The organism is Micromonospora globbae (assembly GCF_036184225.1).
GTDB classification, from domain to species: Bacteria; Actinomycetota; Actinomycetes; order Mycobacteriales; family Micromonosporaceae; genus Micromonospora; species Micromonospora globbae.
The window spans coordinates 3,926,256-3,952,507 of the sequence record NZ_CP108084.1; the positions used below are offsets into that span (position 1 = coordinate 3,926,256).

Sequence of the window (26,252 nt, forward strand, 5' to 3'; positions counted from 1 at the left end):
CGTCGTTGCTCAGCTACAGGATCTGGAGCCCCATCGTGACCGAACGCCACCTGCAACCCCTGCTGCACGAACTGGTGGGGGCCGTCCTCGCCCCCACGAGCGCGCTGGGGGACGCGGCCGGGCAGATCCGCCCGACCGGGGTCCAGGGCGTCTTCCACGCCGACGCCCGGGTGCTCTCCCGGGCCGAACTGCGGGTCGACGACCAGGAACCGGAGGGACTGACCCGGGGGCCCGCCGGCCCGCACGGCGTCCGCTTCGTCGGACTGGCGCGGTGGCTCGGCGACCCGGGCGCCGACCCGACCGTCCGCGTCGAACGGCTCCGCCAGGTCACCCCGCGCGGGCTCACCGAGGAGGTGCGGGTCGTCTCCACGGCGGCCACGGCCGTACGCGCCACCGTCAGCGTCGACCTCGGCTGCGACCTGGCCCCCATCGAGGTCGTCAAGTCCGGCGGCACGACCGAACCGCTGCCCGCCAAGAGCGGCGAGCCCGGCCAGTTGGTCTGGTCGGCGGCCGGCATCACGGTCACGGCGACCGGCGAGGGCGCCACGGCCGAGGCCAGCGGCGACCGGGCCACCACGCCCCGGCTGAGCTGGCCGGTCGCGCTGCCACCCCGCGGCGAGGCGGTGCTGCGCTGGCGGCTCGCCGTCGACGACCCGCGCGCCGTGGTCGTCTGCCCGCCCGGCGAGCCCACCTGGTCCCGGCCCGCCCTGCGCGCCGACGACCGGCGGTTGGTCCGTCTCCTCGACCGCAGCCTGGACGACCTGCGCGGCCTCCGGCTGGCCGAGACGGGCGCGCCGCACGACGTCTTCCTCGGCGCCGGGGTGCCCTGGTTCCTCACGCTCTTCGGGCGGGACAGCCTCTGGGCCGCCCGGATGATGCTGCCCCTCGGCACCGACCTGGCCGCCGGCACGCTCCGGGTGCTCGCGCGCCGGCAGGGTGTCCGGGTCGACCCCGCCACCGGCGAGGCGCCCGGCAAGATCCTGCACGAACTGCGCCGCCACGAGTTCGCCCCGGGCGCCGGGCTGCGGCTGCCGCCCGCGTACTACGGCACGGTCGACGCCACCATGCTCTGGATCAACCTGCTGCACGACGCCTGGCGCTGGGGACTCCCGGCGCATGAGGTCGAGCCGCTGCTACCGCACCTGGAGGCGGCCCTGAACTGGCTCGCCGCGCACGCCGACGCCGACGGCGACGGGCTCGTCGAGTACGTCGACAGCACCGGGCACGGCCTCGCCAACCAGGGCTGGAAGGACTCCGGGGACGCCGTCCGGTTCCGCGACGGCCGCCTCGCCGCGCCGCCGATCGTGCTCGCCGAGGTCCAGGGGTACGCCCACGAGGCCGCCGTCAACGGGGCCGCCCTGCTGGACGCGTTCGGCCGCCCGGGCGGGGACCGCTGGCGCGCGTACGCCGAGGAGCTGGCCGGCCGGTTCCGGGCGGCGTTCTGGGTCGACGGGCCGTACGGGCCGCAACCGGCACTCGCGCTGGACCGGGACAAGCGGCCGGTCGACTCGCTGACCAGCAACATCGGCCACCTCGTCGGCACCGGCCTGCTCAGCGGCGAGGAGGAGGCGCAGGTGGCCCGGTTGCTGCGGACCGAGGCGCTGGCCGGCGGGTTCGGGCTGCGCACCATGTCCACCGACGACGCCGGGTTCAGCCCGCTGTCGTACCACTGCGGGTCGATCTGGACCCACGACACGGCCATCGTGCTCGCCAACCTGGCCCGGGCCGGCTTCCGGGAGGCCGCGCTCGGCCTGGCCGACGGGCTGCTCGGCGCGGCCGAGGCGTTCGACTACCGCCTGCCCGAGCTGTACGGCGGGGACGACCGGTCGCTGCTCGGCCGGCCCACGCCGTACCCGGCGGCGTGCCACCCGCAGGCGTGGGCCGCGGCCGGGGCCGTGCTGCTGCTCCAGGCGGCCGCCGGGCTCTACCCCGACGTGCCCGGCGGCACGGTCCGGCTCGCGCCGCTGGCCGGCCCGGAACTGGGCGCGGTCGCGGCGGAGCACCTGACGGTGGCCGGCGCCCGGGTGGCGGTCACCGTGGACCGTGCCGGCCACCCCACCGTCACCGGCCTCCCGGCCGACCTGACCGTGGTCCCGCCGACGCCGTCCGTCCCCACCCCCCGCCGGTCCCCCACCGACCACCCCACCAAGGCCTGACCCCGCCGGTCCCCAGCGGCCACCCGGCCGACGCCGGACCTCGTCGATCATGAGGTTGTTGTCGCCCGCCTCGGCGTGTCGCGACAACAACTTCATGATCACCGGGGCTCGGGGAGGGTGAGTTCGGTGACCACCTCGTCGTCCTCCATCGCTCCCGTCGGGCGGAAGCCGAGGGCCGTGTAGAGGGCGGCGGCGGCCGTGTTCGCCGGGTGGTACGACAGCCGTACCGGCGGGTTGCCCTCCCGCGCCGCGAGCCAACCCGCCAGGGTGGCCACGGTCGCCCGGCCGATCCCCCGGCCCTGCTCGGCGGCGTCGATCATCATGCCGCCGATCCAGTGCGAGCCGTCGTCGTCCACGCCCCACATGACGTGCCCCACGACGGTCTCGTCCGCGTACACCGCGAGCGACGTCCACACCCCGGTCCGCATGCTGAGCAGCAGGTACCGGGCGGCCAGGGCAGGCACCCAGGCACGCTGGTCGTCCCGGGGCGCGACGTCGGCCACCGCCCGCCAGTTGTCGTCGTCGACGGGGCGCAGGGTGATGGCGCGTCCGTCCCGGTCACGGCCTCCCGCATCGATCATCCGGGCAGCCTAGGGGGCACCCGGCCAACCGGCGACCGGCTTTCCGCGCCACCCCACCGCCCCAACGCGCCGCCACGCCGCCGGGCCGCCGCGCCATCGCGCCGCCACGCCGCCGGGCCGCCGCGCCATCGCGCCGCCGGGCCGCCGGGCCGCCGCGCCGTCAGTCGAGCAGGGCGTCCAGGCCCACGGTGAGGCCGGGCCGGTGGCGCACCTCCCGCACGGCCAGCAGCACGCCCGGCATGAACGAGGCCCGGTCGTACGAGTCGTGCCGGATGGTCAGCGTCTCGCCCGTGGTGCCGAAGAGCACCTCCTGGTGCGCGACGAGCCCGGTGGCGCGTACGGCGTGCACACGGATCCCGTCGATCTCAGCGCCCCGGGCGCCGGGCACCTCGTCCTTCGTGGCGTCGGGCACCGGGCCCAGGCCGGCCTCGGCCCGGGCGCGGGCGATCTGCCGGGCGGTGTGGGTCGCCGTACCGCTGGGAGCGTCGAGCTTGCGCGGGTGGTGCTGCTCGATGATCTCGACCGACTCAAAGTGCCGGGCGGCGCGCGCCGCGAACTGCATCATGAGCACCGCCCCGATGCCGAAGTTGGGCGCGATCACCACGCCGACGTCGGGCCTGCCCGCCAGCCAGCCCCGCACCTGCTCCAGCCGCTGCTCGGTGAAGCCGGTCGTGCCGACCACCGCGTTGATGCCCTGGTCGATGCACCAGCGCAGGTTGTCCATGACCACGTCGGGGGTGGTGAAGTCCACGACCACCTCGGCGCCGGACGCCGCGTCCAACCCGTCGCCCTGGTCGATCGTCGCGACGAGTTCCATGTCGGTGGCGGCGTCGACCGCCTTGCAGACCTCGACACCCATGCGGCCCCGGGCACCCAGGACGCCGACGCGCAGCGGCTCGGCCGGGTTCCTCTCCTGCTGGTCAGTCACGGGGCACAACCTATCCCAACCGGGACGCCGTCCACCCCGGGACCACGCCCCGGCCACCCAGGTCCACCCGGCGCGCGGCGCCCCGACGGGCACGGCCCGCCCCGGGGTGCCGCGGGTGGGGTCAGGGGGTCGTGAAGTCGCTCGTGTCGAACGGGCCGACCACGGCCAGGGACATCGGTCGGCCGAGCAGGTCGGCGGCGAGCGCGTTGACGTCCTCGACGGTCACCGCGTCCACCCGCGCCAGCAGCTCGTCCACCGGCATCAGGTCGCCGAAGAGCAGCTCCCCCTTGGCCAGCCGGCTCATCCGCGAGCCGGTGTCCTCCAGGCCGAGCACGAACGAGCCCTTCGACATGCCCTTGCCCCGGGCCACCTCGGCGTCGGTCAGCCCGTCGGCGGCCACCCGGGCCAGCTCGGCGCGGGTCAGCTCCAGCACCTCGTCCACCTTGCCCGGCGCGCAGCCGGCGTAGACGGCGAAGAGGCCGGTGTCGGCGTACTGGCTCGCGTAGGAGTAGACCGAGTACGCGAGGCCGCGCTGCTCGCGGATCTCCTGGAACAGGCGGCTCGACATGCCGCCGCCCAGCACGTTGTTGAGCACCCCGAGCGCGAACCGGCGCTCGTCGGTGCGGTCGATGCCCGGGCAGCCGAGGATGACGTGGGCCTGCTCGGTCTCCTTGGGCTCGACGAGGGTCGTGGCGGGCCGCGTGCGTACGGCCGGGGTGGCGGCGCGGTGCGGGGCCGGCGCCGCCGGGTCGGTGTCCAGCGGGGTGCCGCGCAGGGCCTGCCGGACCATCTTGACCACCGCCGCGTGGTCGAGGTTGCCGGCGGCCGCCACGACGATCTGCGGTGGGGTGTAGTGCCGCCGGTAGAAGCCCTGGATCTGACGCCGGGTCATCGGGGTCACCGTCTCCTCGGTGCCCGAGATCAGGCGGCCCAGCGGGTGGTCGCCGTAGACGGCCCGGGCGAAGAGGTCGTGCACCTCGTCACCGGGCTCGTCGTCGTGCATGGCGATCTCCTCGAGGATCACGCCACGCTCGGTCTCCACGTCCGCCGGCTCCAGCACCGAGTCGGCGACGAGGTCGCACATCACGTCGATGGCCAGCGGCAGGTCCTCGTCGAGCACCCGCGCGTAGTAGCAGGTGTACTCCTTGGTGGTGAAGGCGTTCGTCTCGCCGCCCACCGCCTCGATCGCCGAGGAGATCTCCAGCGCGCTGCGCTTGCGGGTGCCCTTGAAGAGCAGGTGCTCCAGGAAGTGCGCGGCCCCGGACTGCGGGCCGCTCTCGTCGCGGGAGCCGACCGCCACCCAGACGCCGAACGACACGCTGCGCATCGCGGGGATCGCCTCGGTGAGCACGCGGAGGCCGCTGGGCAGCACCGTACGCCGCACCGTGCCGCCCAGCGGGTCGTCGCTGATCGTCCGGGTCACCGCCCGGCCGGGGCCACCGGAGCGTGCGGGCCGGGACGGCGCCTCCCCCCGTCGATCCGCAGGGAAAGGCGAACGCAGGGCCCGACTCACGAAATCTGCTCTCACTTCGACGAGGGGTGGGTGGTACGGACGAACCGGCCGGACGGCGCCCGTCGGGGCACCGGCCGGCCGGTCGGTGATCAGCTGTGCCGGGTCCGGCGGCGCGGCGGGCGGGACTCGCCGCCGCCCTCGCCACCCTCGCCGCGCTCCGGGCCGCGTCCGCCGCGCTCCCGGTCACCGCGGTCGCGCGGGCCCCGGTCGCCGCGGTCGCGGCCGGCGGGGCGCTCGCCACCGGCGGCGGCCTCCGGCGCCTCCGTGGCACCGGCGGGCGCCTCGGCGCCCTCGGGCCGGACCTTGTCCAGGTAGATCTTGCCGCGCTGGTCGATGTCGGCGATCTCCACCTCGATGCGGTCACCCACGTTGAGGAAGTCCTCGACCTTCTCGACCCGCTTGCCGTCGCCCACCTTCGAGATGTGCAGCAGGCCGTCCCGGCCGGGCAGCAGCGAGACGAACGCGCCGAACGCGGCCGTCTTGACCACCGTGCCGAGGAACCGGTCGCCGACCTTCGGCAGGGTCGGGTTGGCGATCGCGTTGATCCGCTCCACGGCCGCCTGGGCGGACGGGCCGTTGGTCGCGCCGACGTAGATGGTGCCGTCGTCCTCGATGGAGATCTCGGCGCCGGTCTCGTCCTGGATGGCGTTGATGGTCTGGCCCTTCGGGCCGATCACCATGCCGATCTTGTCGACCGGGATCTTCACGGTGGTGACCCGCGGTGCGTAGTCACTCATCGCGGCCGGGCCCTCGATGGCCGCCTGCATCACGTCGAGGATGGTCTGCCGAGCCTCGTGGGCCTGCTGGAGCGCGGCCGCCAGCACGTCCGACGGGATGCCGTCGAGCTTGGTGTCGAGCTGGAGCGCGGTCACGAAGTCCCGGGTGCCGGCGACCTTGAAGTCCATGTCGCCGAAGGCGTCCTCGGCGCCGAGGATGTCGGTCAGCGTCACGTACTGGGTCTTGCCGTCGACCTCGTCGGAGATGAGGCCCATGGCGATGCCGGCCACCGGCGCCTTCAGCGGCACACCGGCGGAGAGCAGGCCCAGCGTCGAGGCGCAGACCGAGCCCATCGAGGTGGAGCCGTTGGAGCCGATCGCCTCGGAGACCTGGCGGATGGCGTACGGGAACTCCTCGCGCGAGGGCAGCACGGGGATGAGCGCCCGCTCGGCGAGCGCGCCGTGGCCGATCTCGCGCCGCTTCGGCGAGCCGACCCGGCCGGTCTCACCGGTCGAGTACGGCGGGAAGTTGTAGTTGTGCATGTAGCGCTTGGACTTCTCCGGGGAGAGCGTGTCCAGCGCCTGCTCCATGCGCAGCATGTTGAGCGTGGTGACGCCCAGGATCTGGGTCTCGCCGCGCTCGAAGAGCGCCGAGCCGTGCACCCGGGGCAGCACGCCGACCTCGGCGGTCAGCGGACGGATGTCGCGCGGGCCCCGGCCGTCGATGCGGACCTGCTCGCGCAGGACCCGGCTGCGGACCTCCGCCTTGGTCAGCGACCGGAAGGCGGCGCCCAGCTCCTTCTCCCGGCCCTCGAAGCGGGGGCCGAGCTCCTCGGCGACCCGGGTCCGGATCCGGTCCAGGGCCTCCTCGCGGTCGGCCTTGCCGGCGATCTTCAGCGCCTCGGCCACGTCGGCGCGGGCCAGCTCGGCCACCGCCTCGTAGGCGTCGTCGGCGTAGTCGAGGAAGATCGGGAACTCGACGACCGGCTTGGCGGCCACGTCGGCCAGCTCGCTCTGCGCCCGGCACAGCTCACGGATGGCCGGCTTGGCGGCCTCCAGGCCGCTGGCCACGACCTCCTCGGTGGGGGCGGTCGCCCCGCCGGCGACCAGCGCCACGGTGTGCTCGGTGGCCTCGGCCTCGACCATCATGATCGCGACGTCGCCGTCGGGCAGGACGCGGCCGGCCACCACCATGTCGAAGGTGGCGCGGGCCAGCTCCTCGTGGGTCGGGAAGGCGACCCACTGGCCGTCGATGTGACCCATCCGGGTCGCACCGATCGGGCCGGAGAACGGCAGGCCGGAGAGCTTCGTCGACATCGAGGCGGCGTTGATGGCCACCACGTCGTACGGGTGCTGCGGGTCGAGCGCGAGGACGGTCTCGACGATCTGCACCTCGTTGCGCAGGCCCTTGACGAACGACGGGCGCAGCGGCCGGTCGATCAGCCGGCAGGTGAGGATCGCGTCCTCGCTGGGGCGGCCCTCGCGGCGGAAGAACGAGCCGGGGATCCGGCCCGCGGCGTACATCCGCTCCTCCACGTCCACGGTGAGCGGGAAGAAGTCGAACTGCTCCCGCGGCTGCTTGCTGGCCGTGGTGGCGGAGAGGACGACGGTGTCGCCGAGCTGGGCGACGACGGAGCCGGCGGCCTGACGGGCGAGGCGGCCGGTGGAGAAGGTGATCTCACGGGTGCCGAAGGCCCCGTTGTCGATCACGGCGGTGCGGGATTCGGTGCCGAGTCTGGTCTCGGTCATGGTGCGGTCGTGCTCCTTCGCATCGGGGGGCTCGCGACGCGGGGAGCTGCTCAGACGGCCGGTCTTCGATCGAAGCGCCCGGGGTCGGCGGATGCCGGGTGCCCGGGGGCCACTACCGGAGACCGGTACGCTGACCGGCTCCCTGCTCGGGTGGTCGCGCTGCCCTGTTCTCTTCCTGTGGCGCGGGAACGGGGGAGCGGCCGGATGGCCACTCCCCCGTCACGTCACCGGCGCAGACCGAGCCGCTCGATGAGCGACCGGTAGCGGTTGATGTCCTTCTTCTGGACGTAGTTGAGCAGCCGACGGCGACGGCCGACCAGCAGCAGCAGCCCACGGCGGCTGTGGTGGTCGTGCTTGTGCACCTTCAGGTGCTCGGTGAGCTCGGCGATCCGCTTCGTGAGGACCGCGACCTGCACCTCGGGCGAACCGGTGTCGCCCTCGTGGGTCGCGTACTCGGCGCGGATCTTGGCCTTGGTGTCCTGGTCGAGCGCCATGTTCTCCCTGTTTCGATGGGTTGGTCACTGGTGTCCGTCGTCGGTCCATGGGACCGGATCCGGACCGGCACCTCGCACCCGCGGCGTCGAGCAGGCACGCGAGGCCCCCCGTCGGTCATCCGACGTCCCCGCCAGACTACCAGCCGTCGCCGCTGCCGCCCGGTCAAGGGCAGCGTGGCGACGCCGTGGGGCGCGCCCGCCACGACGTCCCGGTTGGCGGGCGGCCGCGCCGGCGGGTCGGCCAGCAGGGGTGGGAGCGCACCCAGGCGGGGTCAGGCGAGCGCCGCGCGGGTCCGCTCGACATCCTGACGGATCTGGGCGATCAGCGGTTCGACCGAGTCGTACCGGACCTGGCCGCGCAGGTGCGCCACGAAGTCCAGCGCCAGCCGCTCGCCGTAGAGGTCGCCGTCGAAGTCCAGGGCGTACGCCTCCACCCGCCGTTCCCGACCGGAGAAGGTGGGGTTGGTGCCGACGGAGACGGCCGCCATCAGTGGCTCCCGCTGGCCCCGGCGCACCAGCCGGGCCGCGTAGACGCCGTCGGCGGGGATCGCCGCGTACCGGTGGCAGAGCAGGTTGGCGGTGGGGAAGCCCAGCTCGCGCCCGCGCTGGTCGCCCCGGACCACCACGCCCTCCACCCGGTGCGGCCGGCCCAGCGCGGCCGCCGCGGCGCCGACGTCACCGGCGTCCACACAGGAGCGGATGTACGTCGAGGAGAAGACGGTGCCCTCGGAGGCCACCAGCGGGGCGCCCTCCACCGCGAAGCCGAACGTACGGCCCAGGCGTTCCAGCAGCGCCACGTCACCGGCGGCCCGGTGCCCGAACCGGAAGTTGCCGCCCACCACGACCTGCGCGGCGTGCAGGTGCTCGACCAGCACGTCGTGCACGAACGCCTCGGGCGACAGCCGGGAGAACTCGGGCGTGAACGGCACCACGCAGAGCACGTCGACGCCGAGCGCCTCGATCAGCTCGGCCTTGCGGGCCGGCTCGGTGAGCACGGCCGGGTGCGACCCGGGGCGTACCACCTCGGCCGGGTGCGGGTCGAAGGTCACCACCACCGACTGCAGGCCCAGCTCCCGCGCCCGGGCGACCGTGTGGCCGATGGTCGCCTGGTGCCCCCGGTGCACGCCGTCGAAGACGCCGATGGTGACGACGGACCGCCCCCACCCGCCGGGTGCCGCGTCGTACCCCCGCCACCGCTGCATGCCGCTCCTCCCCTGTTCTGTCACCGGGTCCCCACCGCCCGGCCCACGACCGTGCCCGCCGGCCACGCCGGCGGGCACCTCACGCCGGCGCCAGCACGATCTCCGCGCGGGCCCGGCCCTCCCGCTCGCTGACGATAGCGATCAGGCCGCCGGACGGGTCGAAGACGGCGTACGGCCCGGCGATCCCGGCCGGGTCCAGCGGCCCACCGTGCGAGAGCACGGCGGCCTCCGCGGCCGTCGCGTCGCGCCGCGGGAAGAACCGGTCCGCCGCCGCGGCGAGCGGCAGCGTCACCACCTCCGGCGCGCGCCGCTCCAACTCGTCGAGGGTGGCGGCCTCACCGACGGTGAAGCCACCCACGGCGGTACGCCGCAGCGCGGTCAGGTGACCGCCCACCCCGAGCGCGAGACCGGCGTCCCGGGCGAGCGCCCGGACGTACGTGCCGGACGAGCAGGTCACGTCGATGTCCACGTCGACGACGTCGGGCTCGTCCCGCCGTACGGCGAGCAGCTCCAGCCGGGAGACGGTCACCCGGCGGGCCGGCAGTTCCACGCTCTCGCCCTCGCGCACCCGCTTGTACGCCCGCTGGCCGTTGATCTTGATGGCGCTCACCGCGCTCGGCACCTGGTCGATCTCCCCGGTCAGCGCGGCGAGCGCGTCCCGGATCGCCGCGTCGGTCAGGTGCCCCGCCGGGGTGGTGCGGATCACGTCCCCCTCGGCGTCGTCGGTGACGGTCGCCTGACCCAGCCGGACGGTGGCCGTGTAGCTCTTTCCCGCCCCGATCACGTACGTGAGCAGCCGGGTCGCGCGGCCCACCCCGATCACCAGCACCCCGGTGGCCATCGGGTCGAGGGTGCCGCCGTGACCCACCCGCCGGGTCCGGGCCAGCCGCCGGATCCGCGCCACCACGTCGTGCGAGGTCATGCCGTCGGGCTTGTCCACGACGATCAGTCCGTCTGCGCTCACGACCGCCTAGCCTGCCAGACGCCCGGTCAGCGGACCGCGCCGACCACGACCCAGCCGCCGCTGCGCAGCCGCAGGAGGAGCGCGACGAGGCGGAGCACGACGAACAGCGTGAGCCCGGCCCAGATCCCGCCCAGACCGAGGTCGAGCCCGTAGGCCAGCCAGATCGCCGGGAGGAACCCGCCCAGCGCCGCCGTCACGGTGAGGTTGCGCAGGTAGCGGACGTCACCGGCGCCGATCAGCACGCCGTCCAGGGCGAAGACCACCCCGGCCAGCGGCTGCATCGCGACGAACCACGGCCACGCCACCATGGCCTGCTCGCGCACCAGCGGGTCGGAACTGAACCAGGACGGCACGACGCCCGCGCCGGCCGCGATCAGCACCGCGAAGGCGACCCCGCAGGCCCCGCCGAGCAGGCCGATGCGGCGGGCCAGGGCGCGGGCGCCCTCGTCGTCGCCGGCACCGAGCGCGGCGCCGACCAGGGACTGCGCGGCGATCGCCAGCGCGTCGAGGACCAGCGCCGTGAAGAACCACAGCTGCAGCGCGATCTGGTGGGCGCCGACCGCCGCCGCGCCGAAGCGGGACGCCACGGCGGTCGCCGAGAGGAAGCTCGCCTGGAAGGCCGCGCCCCGGATGAGCAGGTCACGGCTGAGCACCAGCTGCTGGCGGATCAGCCGGGGCCGGGGCCGCAGCGGGACCCGCTCGGCGGCCAGGGCCGCCGCGAACAGCACGCCGCCGAGCGTCTGGGCGGTCGCGTTGGCGATGGCCGAACCGGTGAGGCCGAGCCCCGCCGGGTAGACCAGCAGCGGGCAGAGCAACGCGGAGAGCAGGTTGGGGCCGAGCACGAACAGCAACGGCCGGCGGGTGTCCTGGATGCCGCGCAGCCAGCCGTTGCCGGCGGCCGCGAGCAGCAGGCCGGGAGCGCCGAGCGCCGCGATCCGCAGCCACTGCGCGGCGGCGTCGGCCACCTCGCCGGGGCCGCCGACGAGCGTACGCGCCAGCACCCCGCCGCCGAGCTGCATGGCGACCGCCACGAGCACGCCGACGCCGAACGCGAGCCAGGACGCCTGCACCCCCTCGGCCACCGCGGCGGCCCGGTCGCCGGCGCCGAAGCGGCGCGCCGAGCGGCCGGTGGTGCCGTACGCCACCACGGTGCCGAGCCACGCGGTGAGCGTCATGACCGTGCCGCCCACGGCGAGCGCGGCCAGCGGGACCCGGCCGAGGTGCCCGACGACGGCCGTGTCGACCAGCACGTACAGCGGCTCGGCGGCGAGCACGACGAGGGCCGGCAGCGCCAGCGCGGCGATCCGGCGCGCTCCCGCGGGCGGGGCGGTGGTAGGGGCGGTCTGCGTCATCGCCGCCGATCCTGACACGAGCCGCGTAAGGAACGCAAGCGGCCTGATAGCTTACCGATCGGTGCCTGGCGACGGCGGTGCCGGAGCCCCGCGACCGGCCCTGACGGCGTCGGTGGCGTGGCTGCGGGCCGGGGGCGACGACGCTGTGGAGGTGATGTCGTGGACGACTCAGCCGCGCGGCGGGCCCGGCCGGAACCCGGCAGGTCCGACGCCACACATGCCGCCACCCCGCCACGCCCGGACGTGGGCGCCCGCCCTACCGCACGCTCGGACCGGGCGGCGCGGTGGGCAGGGTGTCGACAAATCGGCGGACCTCGGCGGTGGTGCGTAGCCGGACCACCGGAAGCGCGGGTACGGACGACGCGACGGCGGCGAGCAGTCGAGGCCGGGAACGGCGCGGGTACCGCCACACGTAACGCAGGAACTCAAAGTCGACCCGCTCCGGGCAGCCGGCCGGCAGGTCGGGGCGGGGGACGGTGCCGCGGGCGGCGCGGTGGGCCCAGCGGCGGCGCAGCACCCGGCGCAGGCAGAGCAGCCGAGGCAGGTCGCAGAAGACGAGCAGGTCGGCGCGGGGCAGTCGAAGGTCGAGGCTGCCGCCGTAGTTGCCGTCCATGACCCAGGCGGGCCGGGCCACGAGGCGAGCGACGCTCTCCCGCCATTCGGTCTCGTCGGGCGGCGTCCAGCCGGGCCGCCAGTAGTGCCCGTCGAGGTGGATCACCGGGAGGTCGAGCCGACGGGCGATCTCCCGGGCGAGGGTGGTCTTGCCGGCACCGGCGCTGCCGACGACGAGGATCCGGCGCACCGGCCGATCCTGGCGCCCGAACGGCGCGGCGGGAGACGGACACCGGATGCGGGTCAGGGGGTCCGCGCCCCGCGGGCGGTGACGCGGTCGGCGCATGGCGTCGGCGGCGTCACCGCCGTTCGGTACGGCTCACTGGCGCGTGTCCATCGACGTCTGCAGCGCGCGGCGGGCCTGCTCGCGGGCCTCGTCGGTGGTCTCGGGCTTGGTGGGCTTGCTCGACATGGCGTGTTCCCTTCCAGGGACGCGAGCCGCCGGCGGTCGGCGGCACTCACGGGCGGTCGTTCGGGGCGCCACCTGGGCGGTCCGGGGTCACCGGAGCGGCCGGCAGGGCGGCGTGAGCCCGGGTCTGTCGACCCTGGAGGGAGGCGGAGCTGGGTGCGGCACCACCCCCACGACCTGCGCCGATACGGCGCCGGCCGTTTCCCAAATTAGCGTTCAGTCACCCGCTCCGCGTGGGGTTCCCGTCATCTGGACAGCGGGGACCGCGCCGTCAGCGCGCCAGGAAGTGCCAGCCCAGCCACCACCAGAAACCGAAGAGTCCGATCCTGCCCACCGGCACCGAGCCCACCTCGTACCGCATGACGTACGCGCAGACCTCGCCGAGGGTCGGTATCCGCGAGCCCTCGCGCCGGGCCAGCCACTCGACGGCGGCGAAGAGCGCCAGGGCGCTGAGGAAGCCGCCGATGGCGAGCGCCCGCATCATCGCCGCACCAGTCCCCAGAAGGCGGACAGCCAGGCGAACCAGGCGGCCGACCGGACCAGCTGATCCTCCAGCAGGGGGTCGGCCAGCCGGGAGAAGGTGGGGAAGTCGTCACCCACGGACAGCACGAAGGTGGCCCCCTCGAAGACGCCGAAGACCACCACCGGCAGCGCCCACCACGCCGCGCCGGCGCCGAGCCGGGCCGGCGCCGGCCGACGGGGTACGCGGTTGCTGAGACCGAGCCAGATCAGCACCCCGCCGGTGCCGAGGGTGTAGAGGTTGGCCTCCGTGGAGAACGAGGCGAACCTCCCGCCCACGAGTGAGAGGCAGATCAGTACGGGCACCGAGACGGCGGGACGGTCCCAGGCGCGGGGCGCCTCGACGGTGAGGTCGTGGGGCTGCTCCATCCGGCAATTCTCCCCGCACCCACCGGACGCGGAAAGCCCGCGTGACCCGGATCCGACCCGGAACTCCGGCCCGTCAGCCGGTGACGGACCCGATGACCGCCCCGTCGAGGTGCGCGCGGATCCGGTCGACGATCTCGTCGACGGTGCCGTGGCCGGTGAACCCGGCGGCGAACCGGTGCCCGCCGCCGCCCAGCGCGACGGCGACCCGACTCACGTCGACAGCGCCCTTGCTGCGCAGCGAGACCGCCCACTCGTCCGGGGCGGTCTGCTTCACCACGCAGCTCACGTCCGCCTCGGCCGTGCAGCGCACCGAGTCGATGAGCGCCTCCAGCACGTACGGCCGCTGGCCGTGGCGCGCCAGGTCGTCCAGGCCCGCCCACGTCCAGACCAGTCCCCGGCCGCCGGCCGCGGCCGGCTCCAGTCGGGCCCGGCCGAGCGCCTCGCCGAAGAGCCGCACCGCACCGAACGGCCGGGTGTCGAAGACGCGCCGGCTGATGTCGCCGGGGCGGATGCCGGTGGCGAGCAGTCGGGCGGCCATCTCGTGCACCGCCGGGGTGGTCGCCTCGAACCGGAACGAGCCGGTGTCGGTGGTGAGCGCCACGTAGAGGCACTCGGCGATGCCGGCGTCCAGCGGTACGCCCAGCCGGGTGAGCAGTTGCTCGGCGACCACGGAGGTGGCTGCGGCACGCGGGTCGACCAGGTTCACCCCGCCGAACCGGGTGTTCGAGGCGTGGTGGTCGAGCACCAGGGCCGCGCCGGCCCGCTCCAGCCGGTCGACGAGGTCGCCGAGGCGGGACTCGCTCGCCGCGTCGAAGCAGATCACCAGGTCCGGATCGGGGTACGCCTCGGCGGCCGGGACGAGCAGGTCGAGCCCCGGCAGGCCGCGGAACGGCTCGGGAACCTCCGGCGGCCCCGGGAAGGTCGCCTGCAGCCCGCGTACGCCGAGGCGCCGCAGGCCCAGCCCGAAGCCGAGCATGCTGCCGAGCGCGTCCCCGTCCGGGTTCACGTGGCAGATCAGCAGCACCCGCGCGTCGGACGGCAGGCCGCGCAGCAGCGCCTCGGCGGCGGCCCAGTCGCCGTCGGTCGGGCCGGAGTCCACCGGGCCGGCCTCCATGACACTGCCGGCCGGTGCAGCCGGTCCGCTCACCGCCGGTCCCCGCCCGCGGGCGGGTTGTCGTCCTCGTCCTCGTTCTCGTCCTCGGTGTCGCTCTCGTCCAGCCGGTACGGCTGGGCGTCGCCGGCGTACCGGGCGTTCGCGGCGAGCCGCTGCACCTCGGCGTCGGCGTTACGGGCCGCCGCGAGCAGGTCGTCGATGTGCTTGACCTGGTCCTGCACGTCGTCGAGGACGAAGGTCAGCGTCGGCGAGTGGCGCAGCCCGAGGGCCTTGCCCACGGTGCTGCGCAGCATGCCCTTCGCGCTCTCCAGGGCGGCGGCCGTGCCCGCCTGCGCCGCGGCGTCACCGAGGACGGTGTAGAAGACCGTGGCGTCGCGCAGGTCGGCGGTGATCCGGGCGTCCGTGATGGTGATCATGCCGAGCCGCGGGTCCTTGATCTGGCTCCGCACCACCGACGCGACCAGTTCGCGCACCCGCTCCGCGTGCCGGCGTACCTTGGCCGGATCCGTCATCTCCGCCACCTCCACGGTGTCCCGCTCCCGGCCCGGACGCGACGACGCGGGGCGCCGCCGGCGGGGCCGGCCAACACCTCGAACACTACCCGCGCGGGCTCGCCCGGTGCGCGGTGCCGGCGCGGCGCCACCGACCGGGCGGCAGCCCGGCTCAGTCGTCCTCGCCGTGGAGCCGGCGCCGGACCGACAGCAACTCGATCTCCGGACGCGCGGCGACCAGACGCTCGCAGGAGTCCAGCACCTCACGGACGTGTGCCGCCTCGGCGGCCACCACGGCCACCCCGATCTGGGCGCGGCCGTGCAGGTCGAGCGCCCCCACCTCGGCGGCGGAGACCTCGAAGCGGCGCAGCGCCGCCACGATCGGGCGTACGTACGACCTCTTGGCCTTGAGCGACCGGGAGTCGCCCGGCAGCAGCAGGTCGAAGACCACGGTTCCGGTGAACATCGCCCCGGACGATACCCGCCGTGGCCCCCGCATGATCAAGGGGTTTACGCCGTTCGGCGTAAACCCCTTGACCAGCGTTGTCACCGCGGGATCAGGCGCGCGGCTTCTCCCGCATCTCGAAGGTCTCGATGATGTCGCCGACCTGGATGTTGTTGAACCCACCCAGGGTCAGACCACACTCGAAGCCCTCCCGGACCTCCGTGGCGTCGTCCTTGAACCGCTTCAGCGAGTTGATCGTGAGATTGTCCGCCACGACCGCCCCGTCCCGCAGCAGACGCGCCTTCGCGTTGCGGCGGATGAGACCGGAGCGCACGATGCAACCGGCGATGTTGCCGATCTTGGACGAGCGGAACACGTCGCGGATCTCCGCGGTGCCGAGCTCGACCTCCTCGTACTCCGGCTTGAGCAGCCCCTTGAGGGCGGCGTCGATCTCCTCGATGGCCTGGTAGATGACGGTGTAGTACCGGATCTCCACGCCCTCGCGGTCGGCGATCTCCCGGACCTTGTTGGAGGCCCGCACGTTGAAGCCGATGATCGTGACCGCCTCGGTCGAGGCGCTCGCGAGCATGACGTCGCTCTCGGTGATCGCACCGACGCCCCGGTGGATGATCCTGAGCTGGACCTCCTCGGGGATGTCGAGGTTGAACAGCGCGTCCTCGAGGGCCTCCACGGAACCGGAGACGTCGCCCTTGAGCACCAGGTTGAGCGAGGTCTTCTCGCCCTCCTTGAGCTGCTCCATGAGCGTCTCGAGGGTCGCCCGGCCACGGGAGTTGGCGAACGCCGCCGCCCGCCGCCGCGCCTGCCGCTGCTCGGCGATCTGGCGCACCGTGCGGTCGTCCTCGGCAGCCAGGAACGTGTCACCCGCTCCCGGCACCGCGGTCAGACCGAGCACCATCACCGGACGGGACGGGCCCGCCTCGGCGACCTGGTTGCCGTTCTCGTCGAGCATCGCGCGGACCCGGCCGTGCGCCCCACCGGCGACGATCGAGTCGCCTGCCCGCAGGGTGCCCTTCTGCACGAGCACCGTCGCCACCGCACCGCGGCCCTTGTCCAGGTGCGCCTCGATGGCCACACCCTGCGCCGGCCCGTCCACGGGAGCGGTCAGCTCCAGCGACGCGTCGGCGGTCAGCAGGACGGCCTCGAGCAGGTCCTCGATGCCGATGCCCGGCTTGGCGGCCACGTTGACGAACATGGTGTCGCCGCCGTACTCCTCGGCGACCAGGCCGTACTCGGTCAGCTGCTGGCGCACCTTGTCCGGGTTGGCCTCCGGCTTGTCGATCTTGTTGACCGCCACCACGATCGGGACGTCCGCCGCCTTGGCGTGGTTGAGCGCCTCGATCGTCTGCGGCATCACGCCGTCGTCGGCCGCGACCACCAGGATCACGATGTCGGTGACCTGGGCACCACGGGCACGCATGGCGGTGAACGCCTCGTGACCCGGGGTGTCGATGAACGTGATCGCCCGGTCCTCGCCCTCGTGCGGGACGTGGACCTGGTAGGCGCCGATGTGCTGGGTGATGCCACCCGCCTCGCCGGCCACCACGTTCGCCTTGCGGATCGCGTCGAGCAGCTTGGTCTTACCGTGGTCGACGTGACCCATGACGGTCACCACCGGCGGACGGCTGACCAGGCGGTCCTCCGCCACCTCGGCGTCGAGGTCGATGTTGAACTGCGCGAGCAGCTCGCGGTCCTCGTCCTCCGGGCTGACGATCTGCACGTTGAAGCCGAGGTGCTCACCCAGCAGCAGCAGGGTGTCGTCAGAGCAGGACTGGGTCGCCGTGACCATCTCGCCCAGGTTGAACATCTCCTGGACCAGCGAACCCGGGTTGGCGTTGATCTTGTCGGCGAAGTCCGACAGCGAGGCGCCACGGGAGAGCCGGACGACCTGACCCTGACCCCGGGGAGCACCCGAGCTCATGGTCGGGGCCGACAGGTTGTCGAACTCCTGTCTGCGCTGCTTCTTGGACTTGCGACCACGGGTCGGCTTGCCACCCGGACGCCCGAAGGCGCCAGCGGCACCGCCACCGCGGCCACGACCGCCGCCACCGGGACGACCGGCGCCACCGGCCGGCGCGCCCGGCCGGAAACCGCCGCCGCCACCGCCACCGGGGCCACCGCGGTAACCACCGCCGCCGCCACCGCCACCGGGACCGCCGCGGTAACCACCGCCGCCGCCACCGCCACCGGGACCGCCGCGGAAACCACCGCCGCCGCCACCGGGACGACCCGCGCCGCCACCGGGACGGCCGGCACCCGGGCCGCCGGGGCGACCGGGGCGCTGGCTCGGCATGGACGCCGGGCTCGGCCGGGGCGGCATCGAGGCCGGGCTCGGCCGCGGCGGCATGCCCGCCGGGCTGGGCCGCGGACCGCCCGCGCCGGCCGCCGGCGGACGCTGCTGCTGGCCACCGGAGATGCCGAACGGGTTGTTGCCGGCGCCGCGCGCCGGCGGGCGGGCACCCGGACGCGCACCCGGACCCGGGGTCGGCGCGCCGGGACGACCGGCGGCCGGGGTACCCGGTCGGGGCGGCACGGCGCCCGGACCCGGCCGCGGGCCGGGACGGGGGCCACCCTCCGCCGGGGGCTCCCGGCGGGTGGTCTCCCGCTGCTGCTGGCGGGCGGCCTGCGCGGCCTTGACCGCGGCCTCCTGCTCAGCCTTGAGGGCGGCGGCCCGTGCCTCCGCGGCCGCCACCTCGATGTCGTGGGCGCTCGCCGGCTTCGCGACCGGGGTCGCGGACTGCGGCGGACCCGGCACCGGGCCCTTGGGCTTCGGTCCGGGCGTCGGCGCGCCCGGCCGCCGCGGCGGCATGGGCTTGGCCGAGACCCGGGGCGCACCCGGGGCGGGCGACGGCGTCGGAGTCGGGGCCGGTGCCGGAGCGGCCGCCGGCGGGGCGGCCGGAGCCGCCGAACCGGCCGACTGGACGAACGCGCTGCGCAGCCGTCGGGCGACGGGCGCCTCGACGGTGCTGGACGCGGATTTCACGAACTCGCCCATCTCCTTGAGCTTGGCGAGAACGGTCTTGCTTTCGACCCCGAGCTCCTTCGCGAGCTCGTGTACGCGGGCCTTACCTGCCACTGCACTCCTCACTCCGAGGTCGTGCGGGCAGCACCCGCAGCGACCTCACTCGTGCACTTGAAGCCTGGTCATTTCTGCGACTTCATCGTGTGCTCATGTCGGTCGTCCTACCTTGCTAGCGACCCGCGCCCGATCGGGTTGACCGGACGTCGTGGTTGGCGCATCGATGTGCTCCGCGAGCTCACCGTGATCGAGGACCCCGGTGACGCGCAACGCACGCCCGAAGGCGCGGCGCCGCACCGCCAGCGCGAAGCAGGCCGGATCCGGGTGCATGTTCGCCCCCCGACCCGGCAGTCTGCGGGCCGGATCGGGCCTGAGGCTGTAGCCAGCCTCGTCGCCGACCGCCACGACCCGCAGCAGTTCGCCGGCCGGCGCTCGCCGCCGACAGCCCACACAGGTGCGCTCCGGCCGCGCGCGTCGTGCCACTGAGAAAGTCTACCCCTAGCTGCCGGAGATCGCGCCGCCCGGCTCCGGCACGTGATCAGCTCCGCTCCGGCCCGTCGGCGCGTTCTGCTCGGCGTCGGAACGGATGTCGATGCGCCAACCGGTCAACCGGGCCGCCAACCGGGCGTTCTGCCCTTCCCGGCCGATCGCCAGCGACAGCTGGAAATCCGGGACGGTCACCCGGGCGGTCCGGCTGGCCAGGTCGACGACCTCTACGCGCAGCGCCTTGGCCGGCGACAACGCGTTGCCGACGAAGGTGGCGGGGTCGTCCGACCAGTCGATGATGTCGATCTTCTCGCCGTGCAGTTCGCTCATGACGGCCCGGACCCGCTGACCCATCGGGCCGATGCAGGCGCCCTTGGCGTTGACCCCCGGAGCGGTCGAGCGCACGGCGATCTTCGTACGGTGACCTGCCTCACGCGCGATCGCACCGATCTCCACGGTGCCGTCGGCGATCTCCGGAACCTCCAGCGCGAAGAGCTTCTTCACCAGCGCCGGGTGGGACCGGGACAGGGTGATCTGCGGGCCACGCGCCCCCTTGGCCACGTGCACCACGACGCAGCGGATGCGCTCGCCGTGCACGTACCGCTCGCCCGGCACCTGCTCGGACTGCGGCAGGACGCCCTCGAGCTTGCCGAGGTCGACGCTGACGATGCCCTTCTCGGCCCGCGCCTCGTGCGCCTGCACCACACCGGTGACCAGGTCGCCGTCGCGGCCGACGTACTCGCCGAAGTGCGCCTCGTCGGTGGCCTCCCGCAGCCGCTGGAGGATCACCTGCTTGGCGGTCATGGCGGCGATCCGGCCGAAGTCGTGCGGGGTGTCGTCCCACTCCCGCACCACGCCGCCCTCGTCGTCCAGTTCCTGCGCGTACACCGAGGCCGCGCCGGACTTGCGGTCGATCTCCACCCGTGCGTGCGGCTCGGCGCCCTCGGTGTGCCGGTACGCGGTCAGCAGCGCGGTCTCGATCGCCGCGAGGATCGTGTCGAACGGGATCTCCCGCTCGCGCTCCAGTGCGCGCAGCGCCGCGAGGTCGATGTTCACCTCTCCTCGTCCTCCACATCTTCGTCGTCGAAGTCGTCGGGATCACCGGCCCCACCGGCATCACCGACCTCGTCGGTCTCCTCGATCTCGTCGAGGCGGCTGAACTCGATCTGCACCCGTCCGGGGCCGAGTTCGGCGTAGGTCCATTCCGTGCGGTCGCCGTCGGTCTCCAGCACGACGCGCTCGTCGTCGGCCGCGACGATCCGACCGGTGATCTGACGGTCGCCGGCGGGCTGCCCGCCGCGCTGATCGGGGGCGGCCGCGGCGCGGGTGGTCACCCTGACCAGCCGGCCGACGTTGCGCCGCCAGTGCCGGGGCAGGGTGAGCGGCCGGTCCACGCCCGGCGAGCTGACCTCCAGCTGGTACTCCCCCGCGACGATGTCGCCGCCGGCCTCCTCGGCAGCGTCGAGCGCGGACGAGACCGCGCGGGAGACGTCGGCGACGGCGTCCAGGTTGACCCCGCCGTCGGCGTCGACGATCACCCGCACCACGTGCCGCCGCCCGGCACGGGAGACGGAGAGGTCCTCGAGGTCGTAGCCGGACTCGGTGACCACGGGCTCGATCACGTCCCGCAGCCGCTTGCGCCGGGTGGCGAGGTCGCCACCGCCGGGGCGCTCCCCGCCGCGGGGCCGCCCCGTCGACCTGGTGGCACGGCCACGCTGCGTCATCTCGCACCCTCTCCTGCTCGACGGTGACCCTCGTCCCGCCCCAATGCCGGCACGCCACCGGGGCGGACGCGCCCGGTGGCTGCGCAGAGCGTAACGCGCCTGAGGGCCACCCGGCCGGGCGGCGCACCGACGGCGGTGCCCCGCGTGCCCCTGCGCATGGTGTTGACTTGTCCGGTGGCCAGAGGCAGGACAGCACAGCGCATCCCGGCGCCCGGGCATTCCCGGCGCGGTCTGCTGCGCGCCGGAGGGCTGCTGGCCCTCGGCGCCGCGGCGGCGCCGCTGGCCGGATGTGATCTTCTCGGCGGGGACGACGAGGCACCGAAGGCACCCGATCCGCTGCGTCCGCTGCTGGACGAGGCGCTGACGCTCGCCACCGCGTACCAGGACGCCGCCACGGCACACCCCGACCTCGCGGCGCGGCTCACCCCGATCGCCGAGGCGCACCGGGCGCACGCCGGCGAGCTGGCCCGCCTCATCGGGGTCACGCCGCCCTCGTCCACCCCGGCGCCCAGCGGGGCGCCGTCCACCGACCCGGACGCCACCCTCGCCGACCTGCGGCAGCGCGAGCGCGCCGGCCGGGACGCGGCCGTCGCGGCCTGCGCCTCGGCGCCCGCCGAGCGCGCGCCCCTGGTCGGTTCGATCGCGGCGGCCCGGGCCACGCACCTGGAGGCACTGAAGTGAGCGAGCGCGCCGCACCACCCGCGCCCGCCGAGGCGCTCGCCGCGGCGCTGACCGCCGAGTACGCGGCGATCTACGCGTACGGCCCCATCGGCGTACGGCTCAGCGGGGCGGCCCGCACGGCCGCCCGGCAGGCCGAGGCCGCCCACCGGCGCCGCCGGGACGCGCTCGTGCTCCAGCTCAGCACCGCGGGCGCCACCGTCCCCCCGGACCGGGCGGGGTACGCCCTGCCGTTCCCGATCACCGACCGGGCGAGCGCGCTGCGGCTCGCGGTCGAGGTCGAGGAACGTACGGCGGCGCACTGGCGGGCGGCACTGGCGGCCACCACCGGTCCCGACCGCGACCAGGCGCTGGACGCCCTCATCGACTACTCGGTCCGGGCCACCCGCTGGCGGCGTACGGCGGGCGTCGATCCGGTGACCGTGCCGTTCCCGGGCCGCCCCACCTGACCCCCGGCCCCGGTCGGCCGGCCGCGACGGGGATCACCTCCGGTTGCGGGTCGCATACCAGGTATGCATACTCCGCCCATGTCCATCCGTCACGGGCTGCTCGCCCTCCTGGAACGCGGCCAGATGTACGGCTACCAGCTGCGCGCCGCGTTCGAGGAGTCGACCGGGTCGACCTGGCCGCTGAACATCGGGCAGGTCTACACCACGCTCTCCCGGCTGGAACGGGACGGACTGGTGCGCTCCCTGCCGGAGAGCGAGGCCGGGCAGCGCCCGTACGAGATCACCGACGCCGGCCGGGCGGACCTCGCCCTCTGGTTCGCCACCCCGGTGAGCCGCACCGACCGCCCCCGTGACGAGCTGTCCATCAAGCTGGCGCTGGCGCTCACGACCCCGGGCGTGGACGTGCGGTCGGTCGTGCAGACCCAGCGCGCCGCCACCATGCGGGCGTTGCAGGAGTTGACCCGGTTGAAGTACGCCAGCGACCGGCCGGAGGACCTGCCGTGGCGGCTGGTGCTGGACGCCATGGTGTTCCAGGCCGAGGCCGAGGTGCGCTGGCTGGACCACTGCGAGACCAGCCTCGTGCGCTACCGCCCGCCCGCCCCCGGCCCGCAGTCCCCGGACGCGTCGCGAGGCGCAGAGGCGGTGCTACCGGCCGACGAGGAGGCCCGGCGGTGACGGGATCGGACGTCGCGGTGCTCGACGTACGCGACGTCCACCGCACCCACGGAACCGGCCCGGCCGCCGTGCACGCCCTGCGCGGGGTGAGCCTGACCGTGGGGCCCGGTGAGCTGGTCGCCGTCATGGGCCCGTCGGGCTCCGGCAAGTCCACCCTGCTGGCGCTGGCCGGCGGGCTGGACAGCCCGACCGCCGGCGAGGTGCGCGTCGAGGGCCAGCCGCTGGCCGCCCTGGACCGCCGCGGGCTGGCCCAGCTGCGCCGCCGCCGGGTCGGCTACATCTTCCAGAACCTCAACCTGCTCGGCAGCCTGACCGCCGTGGAGAACGTGGCGCTGCCGCTGGAACTCGACGGCACCGGCGTGCGGCGGGCGCGGGCCATGGCCCGGGCCGCGCTCGCCGAGGTGGGCCTGCCCGACCTGGGCGACCGGTTCCCGGACCAGCTTTCAGGCGGCCAGCAGCAGCGGGTGGCCATCGCGCGGGCGCTCGTCGGCGAGCGGCGGCTGGTGCTGGCCGACGAGCCGACCGGCGCGCTGGACTCGCAGACCGGCGAGGCCGTGCTGCACCTGCTGCGGCGCCGGGTCGACGCCGGTGCGGCCGGGTTGCTGGTCACCCACGAGGCACGCCACGCCGGGTGGGCCGACCGGGTCGTGTTCCTGCGCGACGGGGTGCTGGTCGACTCGACGGCCCCGCTGGGCAGCGTCGAGCAGCTGCTGAGCGGCAGCGGGCGGTGACCGTCCGCTCCGGCGGTCGGATCCGGCCCCCGGCCGGCACGCGGGACACGCCCCCGACCGCGCCGACCCCCACGCCCCTGCGCCGCCGGCGTACGGCCGAACTGGCCGGCTCGTGGCGGACGGCGCTGCGGATCGCGCGGCGCGAGGCGCGGCGGGCCCGCGGCCGGACCGCGCTGGTGCTCGCGATGATCACGTTGCCGGTGCTGGTGCTGACGTTCGTGGCGGCGAGCTACGACATGGCGGAGCTGACCCAGGAGGAGCGGCTCGACCGACAACTCGGCGTGGCGGACGCCGCGCTGCACTGGGTCTCCCGTCACCCCGTCGTCCAGGACGAGTCGGGTGACAGCTGGTCGTCGCGGGACCCGGAGCCGTCGGGGCCCGGCTCGACGCTCACCACCGAGGAGCTCACGGCGCTGCTCGGGCCCGGCGGCCGGGTCACCGGGATCCGCGACTGGATACCGGTCTCCGTCCGTGCGCAGGGCCGCGACGAGACGATCATGGGCCGGGCGCTCGACCTCACCGACCCCCTCGCCCGTGGCACCGCACGGCTGCGCGAGGGGCGGGCACCGGCCGGTCCCGACGAGGTCGCCGCGAGCCGCGCCGCCCTGCGCCGCCTCGACATCCGGATCGGCGGCACCGTCACCACCGGCGACGGCCCGCGTCGCGTGGTCGGGGTGGTCGAGTTCCCCGACAACCTGGGCCCGATGCTCGCCCTGCACCCCGCGGCCGTGCCCCCGGTCGAGCCCGGTCCGGACGCGACCTGGCTGGCCGACGTGCCCGGGACGGTGGACGCCGACCTCGTACGGCGGCTCAACGAGCAGGGCCTGGTCGTGACGGCCCGGACCGGTGCGGAGGAGGAGTCGTCGCTGCGGCTCTGGCCCGGCCAGGGCGGCGCGGACGTGAACGACCTCGGCACCAGCGTGCTCGTCGGCGGTCTGGGTCTGCTGGAGGTGGTGCTGCTCGTCGGGCCGGCCTTCGCGGTCGGCGTACGCCGGCGGCGCCGGGACCTCGCCCTGGTCGCGGTGGCCGGCGGCGACGCCGCCCAGCTCCGCCGGGTGGTCCTCGCCGACGGGGTGGTGCTGGGCCTCCTCGGCGCCGCCGCCGGCCTGGTCCTCGGCGTCGCGGCGGCCTTCGCCGGCCGGCCACTCGTGGAGGAGTACGTCTTCGGCGCCCGCTTCGGCGGTTACCGCTGCTGGCCGGCGGCGCTGGTGGTGGTCGCCGGTGTCGCCGTACTGGCCGGGGTGCTCGCCGCGCTGGCCCCCGCGTGGACCGCCGCCCGGCAGGACGTCGTGGCCGGGCTGGCCGGCCGGCGGACGCCGCCACGGGACCGCGGGCGGTGGCTGACGGTCGGGGTGGTCCTGGCCGCCGGTGGCGCGGCCGTCGCGGCGCTCGGGGCCACCCGGACCACCCCCACGGTGATCCTCCTCGGACTGATCCTCGGCGAGCTGGGCCTGGTCCTCTGCACGCCGACCCTCATCGGCCTCCTGGCCCGGCTGGGGCGGGCGCTGCCGCTGGCTCCCCGGATCGCGTTGCGGGACGCCAGCCGCAACCGGGCCTCCGCCGCACCGGCCATCTCGGCCGTCATGGCGGCCGTCGCCGCCAGCGTCGCGCTGGGCGCCTACCTGGCCAGCGACGCGCAACGCGACCGCGTCGCCTACCAGCCCGCCCTGCCCCTCGGGAACATACAGGTCAGCCAGACCCAGGCGGACCGGCCCGCGCCCCCGCTCGACGAGGTCGCCGCGGCGGCCCGGGCGCACCTCGGCGCGAGCGCGGTGGTGCCGGTGAACTTCGTCGACTGCGACGCGGTGAGCGGGCCGGTCGACTACTGCGCGGTCGAGCCGGTGCTCCCGCCGGAGAGGGCCTGCCCGTGGCAGCCGCGCGACGGGATGAGCGCCGCCGAGCGCCGGCTCGCCCGGGCCGATCCGCGCTGCCAGTTGCGGTCCCACGACTACTACGGCCCGTACGTCCACGTCGTCGTGGACGACGGGACCGCGCTGCCGTTGCTCACCGGCGCGGGGCCCGCCGAGGCCGCGGCCGCCACCGCCGTGCTGCGCGCCGGCGGGGTGGTGGTGACCGACCCGCGCTACCTGCACGACGGGCGGGTGGCGGTGCGGGTCGACCGGGCCAGCGTGGGATCGGTGTCGCCGACTCCCCCGGTCAGCGGTGTGCTGCCGGGCCACGCGCTGCCCGGCGCCGTCGGCCCGACCCGGCTGCTGATCTCCCCCGCGGCGGCCACCCGGCTCGGGCTGACCCCGCGCACCACGTCCTGGATCGCGTCGGCGCCCGAGGTTCCCGACGAACGGCAGCGGCAGCGGTTCACCGACGCGCTGCGGCCGTACGGCGAGGTGATCGTGGACGTGGAGTCGGGCGTCCCGCCGGGCGGGAGCGAGCCGCTGCTGCTCCTGCTCGCCGGGGCCGCCGGGCTCGTCACGGTGGGCGCGGCCGGGATCGCCACCGGACTCGCCGCCGCGGAGGGCCGCGCGGACCTGTCCACGCTCGCCGCGGTCGGGGCCGGCCCGGGCGTACGCCGGCTGCTGGCGCTCTGCCAGGCCGGGGTGATCGCCGGCCTCGGGTCGGTGCTCGGCATCGTGGCCGGCCTGGGCACCGCGCTCATCATCCTGCTCTCGACCAACCGGCAGTACGCCGAGAGCTGGCCCATCGAGGACCCGTACCCGCTCGTCGTGCCCTGGTCGACCCTCGGCGTCCTCGTGCTCGTGCCACTCGTGGCGATGCTCGGGGCGGGGCTGTTCACCCGCTCCCGGCTGCCGGTCGAGCGGCGCCTTGACTGACCGCACCGGGGTGGCCGGCCCGGCCTTCCCGTGCACCCCCGCCGGCCGCGACGCGGTCCCGGGACGCCG

General features: G+C 75.0%; 24 protein-coding genes. 6 read left to right on the top strand and 18 right to left on the bottom strand.

Annotated features, from left to right (window positions below):
- Positions 1–35: 35 nt before the first annotated feature.
- Complete coding sequence (locus tag OG994_RS17410; RefSeq protein ID WP_328850338.1) at positions 36–2,156, top strand: amylo-alpha-1,6-glucosidase; 2,121 nt, start codon at positions 36–38, stop codon at positions 2,154–2,156.
- Between the two features lie 98 nt (positions 2,157–2,254).
- Here the strand turns inward: OG994_RS17410 and OG994_RS17415 are convergent, their stop codons facing one another.
- The 18 genes from OG994_RS17415 to rimP form a co-directional block, all read right to left on the bottom strand.
- The gene (locus OG994_RS17415) at positions 2,255–2,737 is read right to left on the bottom strand and encodes a GNAT family N-acetyltransferase (protein ID WP_120328425.1); all 483 of its coding nucleotides are present in this window, start codon (positions 2,735–2,737) and stop codon (positions 2,255–2,257) included.
- Between the two features lie 160 nt (positions 2,738–2,897).
- Complete coding sequence (gene dapB / locus OG994_RS17420; RefSeq protein ID WP_396843411.1) at positions 2,898–3,674, bottom strand: 4-hydroxy-tetrahydrodipicolinate reductase; 777 nt, start codon at positions 3,672–3,674, stop codon at positions 2,898–2,900.
- Between the two features lie 112 nt (positions 3,675–3,786).
- The gene (locus OG994_RS17425) at positions 3,787–5,088 is read right to left on the bottom strand and encodes a M16 family metallopeptidase (RefSeq protein WP_407942536.1); all 1,302 of its coding nucleotides are present in this window, start codon (positions 5,086–5,088) and stop codon (positions 3,787–3,789) included.
- A gap of 179 nt (positions 5,089–5,267) precedes the next feature.
- A complete protein-coding gene (locus tag OG994_RS17430) occupies positions 5,268–7,643 on the bottom strand; it encodes a polyribonucleotide nucleotidyltransferase (RefSeq protein ID WP_328850341.1) in 2,376 nt (791 codons plus the stop codon).
- Positions 7,644–7,867: 224 nt separating this feature from the next.
- On the bottom strand, positions 7,868–8,137 hold the full coding sequence (rpsO, locus tag OG994_RS17435) for a 30S ribosomal protein S15 (RefSeq protein WP_120328429.1): 270 nt from the start codon (positions 8,135–8,137) through the stop codon (positions 7,868–7,870).
- 272 nt (positions 8,138–8,409) lie between these two features.
- Positions 8,410–9,339, bottom strand: a complete 930-nt coding sequence (locus tag OG994_RS17440) for a bifunctional riboflavin kinase/FAD synthetase (RefSeq protein ID WP_120328430.1) — start codon at positions 9,337–9,339, stop codon at positions 8,410–8,412.
- Between the two features lie 79 nt (positions 9,340–9,418).
- Positions 9,419–10,261: a tRNA pseudouridine(55) synthase TruB gene (gene truB, locus OG994_RS17445; RefSeq protein ID WP_407942613.1), complete on the bottom strand. Its 843-nt coding sequence runs from the start codon at positions 10,259–10,261 to the stop codon at positions 9,419–9,421.
- 68 nt (positions 10,262–10,329) lie between these two features.
- Entirely contained in the window at positions 10,330–11,655 is a 1,326-nt protein-coding gene (locus tag OG994_RS17450; RefSeq protein WP_328850343.1) for an MATE family efflux transporter, read from the bottom strand.
- Positions 11,656–11,911: 256 nt separating this feature from the next.
- The gene (locus tag OG994_RS17455; protein ID WP_328850344.1) at positions 11,912–12,457 is read right to left on the bottom strand and encodes an AAA family ATPase; all 546 of its coding nucleotides are present in this window, start codon (positions 12,455–12,457) and stop codon (positions 11,912–11,914) included.
- Positions 12,458–12,947: 490 nt separating this feature from the next.
- Entirely contained in the window at positions 12,948–13,157 is a 210-nt protein-coding gene (locus tag OG994_RS17460; RefSeq protein WP_328853738.1) for a DUF6186 family protein, read from the bottom strand.
- Positions 13,157–13,564, bottom strand: coding sequence for a hypothetical protein (locus OG994_RS17465; protein WP_328850345.1), 408 nt, complete (start codon positions 13,562–13,564; stop codon positions 13,157–13,159). The genes OG994_RS17460 and OG994_RS17465 overlap by 1 nt, the downstream gene beginning before the upstream one ends.
- A gap of 73 nt (positions 13,565–13,637) precedes the next feature.
- Positions 13,638–14,678: a DHH family phosphoesterase gene (locus OG994_RS17470; RefSeq protein ID WP_328853739.1), complete on the bottom strand. Its 1,041-nt coding sequence runs from the start codon at positions 14,676–14,678 to the stop codon at positions 13,638–13,640.
- Between the two features lie 29 nt (positions 14,679–14,707).
- A complete protein-coding gene (rbfA, locus tag OG994_RS17475; protein ID WP_120328644.1) occupies positions 14,708–15,190 on the bottom strand; it encodes a 30S ribosome-binding factor RbfA in 483 nt (160 codons plus the stop codon).
- A gap of 151 nt (positions 15,191–15,341) precedes the next feature.
- A complete protein-coding gene (locus tag OG994_RS17480; protein ID WP_120328437.1) occupies positions 15,342–15,635 on the bottom strand; it encodes a DUF503 domain-containing protein in 294 nt (97 codons plus the stop codon).
- 91 nt (positions 15,636–15,726) lie between these two features.
- On the bottom strand, positions 15,727–18,708 hold the full coding sequence (gene infB / locus OG994_RS17485; protein WP_328850346.1) for a translation initiation factor IF-2: 2,982 nt from the start codon (positions 18,706–18,708) through the stop codon (positions 15,727–15,729).
- A gap of 93 nt (positions 18,709–18,801) precedes the next feature.
- Positions 18,802–19,134 carry a YlxR family protein gene (locus OG994_RS17490; RefSeq protein WP_120328439.1) on the bottom strand — a complete coding sequence of 111 codons (333 nt, stop codon included), beginning with the start codon at positions 19,132–19,134 and terminating at the stop codon, positions 18,802–18,804.
- Between the two features lie 15 nt (positions 19,135–19,149).
- Positions 19,150–20,193, bottom strand: a complete 1,044-nt coding sequence (gene nusA, locus OG994_RS17495) for a transcription termination factor NusA (RefSeq protein WP_120328440.1) — start codon at positions 20,191–20,193, stop codon at positions 19,150–19,152.
- Positions 20,190–20,861 (bottom strand): ribosome maturation factor RimP, encoded by a 672-nt coding sequence (rimP, locus tag OG994_RS17500; RefSeq protein ID WP_328850347.1) that lies wholly within the window; start codon positions 20,859–20,861, stop codon positions 20,190–20,192. Before rimP ends, nusA begins: the two co-directional genes overlap by 4 nt.
- A gap of 174 nt (positions 20,862–21,035) precedes the next feature.
- Between rimP and OG994_RS17505 the strand changes: the two genes are divergently transcribed.
- The 5 genes from OG994_RS17505 (at position 21,036) to OG994_RS17525 (ending at position 26,183) form a co-directional block, all read left to right on the top strand.
- Positions 21,036–21,542: a hypothetical protein gene (locus OG994_RS17505; RefSeq protein WP_328850348.1), complete on the top strand. Its 507-nt coding sequence runs from the start codon at positions 21,036–21,038 to the stop codon at positions 21,540–21,542.
- Complete coding sequence (locus OG994_RS17510) at positions 21,539–21,988, top strand: ferritin-like domain-containing protein (protein ID WP_120328442.1); 450 nt, start codon at positions 21,539–21,541, stop codon at positions 21,986–21,988. The genes OG994_RS17505 and OG994_RS17510 overlap by 4 nt, the downstream gene beginning before the upstream one ends.
- A 78-nt stretch (positions 21,989–22,066) precedes the next feature.
- Positions 22,067–22,663 carry a PadR family transcriptional regulator gene (locus tag OG994_RS17515; RefSeq protein ID WP_120328443.1) on the top strand — a complete coding sequence of 199 codons (597 nt, stop codon included), beginning with the start codon at positions 22,067–22,069 and terminating at the stop codon, positions 22,661–22,663.
- Positions 22,660–23,394, top strand: coding sequence for an ABC transporter ATP-binding protein (locus tag OG994_RS17520; RefSeq protein WP_120328444.1), 735 nt, complete (start codon positions 22,660–22,662; stop codon positions 23,392–23,394). Before OG994_RS17515 ends, OG994_RS17520 begins: the two co-directional genes overlap by 4 nt.
- Positions 23,391–26,183, top strand: a complete 2,793-nt coding sequence (locus OG994_RS17525) for an FtsX-like permease family protein (protein WP_328850349.1) — start codon at positions 23,391–23,393, stop codon at positions 26,181–26,183. The genes OG994_RS17520 and OG994_RS17525 overlap by 4 nt, the downstream gene beginning before the upstream one ends.
- Positions 26,184–26,252: the final 69 nt, after the last annotated feature.

Bases quoted from the DNA above. Each gene is read 5' to 3' on its own strand.
- OG994_RS17415 (WP_120328425.1), bottom strand. From the start codon at position 2,737: ATGATCGATGCGGGAGGCCGTGACCGGGACGGACGCGCCATCACCCTG.
- OG994_RS17430 (WP_328850341.1), bottom strand. From the start codon at position 7,643: ATGACCGAGACCAGACTCGGCACCGAATCCCGCACCGCCGTGATCGAC.
- rpsO (WP_120328429.1), bottom strand. From the start codon at position 8,137: ATGGCGCTCGACCAGGACACCAAGGCCAAGATCCGCGCCGAGTACGCG.
- OG994_RS17440 (WP_120328430.1), bottom strand. From the start codon at position 9,339: ATGCAGCGGTGGCGGGGGTACGACGCGGCACCCGGCGGGTGGGGGCGG.
- truB (WP_407942613.1), bottom strand. From the start codon at position 10,261: ATGACCTCGCACGACGTGGTGGCGCGGATCCGGCGGCTGGCCCGGACC.
- OG994_RS17450 (WP_328850343.1), bottom strand. From the start codon at position 11,655: ATGACGCAGACCGCCCCTACCACCGCCCCGCCCGCGGGAGCGCGCCGG.
- OG994_RS17460 (WP_328853738.1), bottom strand. From the start codon at position 13,157: ATGCGGGCGCTCGCCATCGGCGGCTTCCTCAGCGCCCTGGCGCTCTTC.
- OG994_RS17465 (WP_328850345.1), bottom strand. From the start codon at position 13,564: ATGGAGCAGCCCCACGACCTCACCGTCGAGGCGCCCCGCGCCTGGGAC.
- OG994_RS17470 (WP_328853739.1), bottom strand. From the start codon at position 14,678: ATGGAGGCCGGCCCGGTGGACTCCGGCCCGACCGACGGCGACTGGGCC.
- rbfA (WP_120328644.1), bottom strand. From the start codon at position 15,190: ATGACGGATCCGGCCAAGGTACGCCGGCACGCGGAGCGGGTGCGCGAA.
- OG994_RS17480 (WP_120328437.1), bottom strand. From the start codon at position 15,635: ATGTTCACCGGAACCGTGGTCTTCGACCTGCTGCTGCCGGGCGACTCC.
- rimP (WP_328850347.1), bottom strand. From the start codon at position 20,861: ATGACGCAGCGTGGCCGTGCCACCAGGTCGACGGGGCGGCCCCGCGGC.
- OG994_RS17515 (WP_120328443.1), top strand. From the start codon at position 22,067: ATGTCCATCCGTCACGGGCTGCTCGCCCTCCTGGAACGCGGCCAGATG.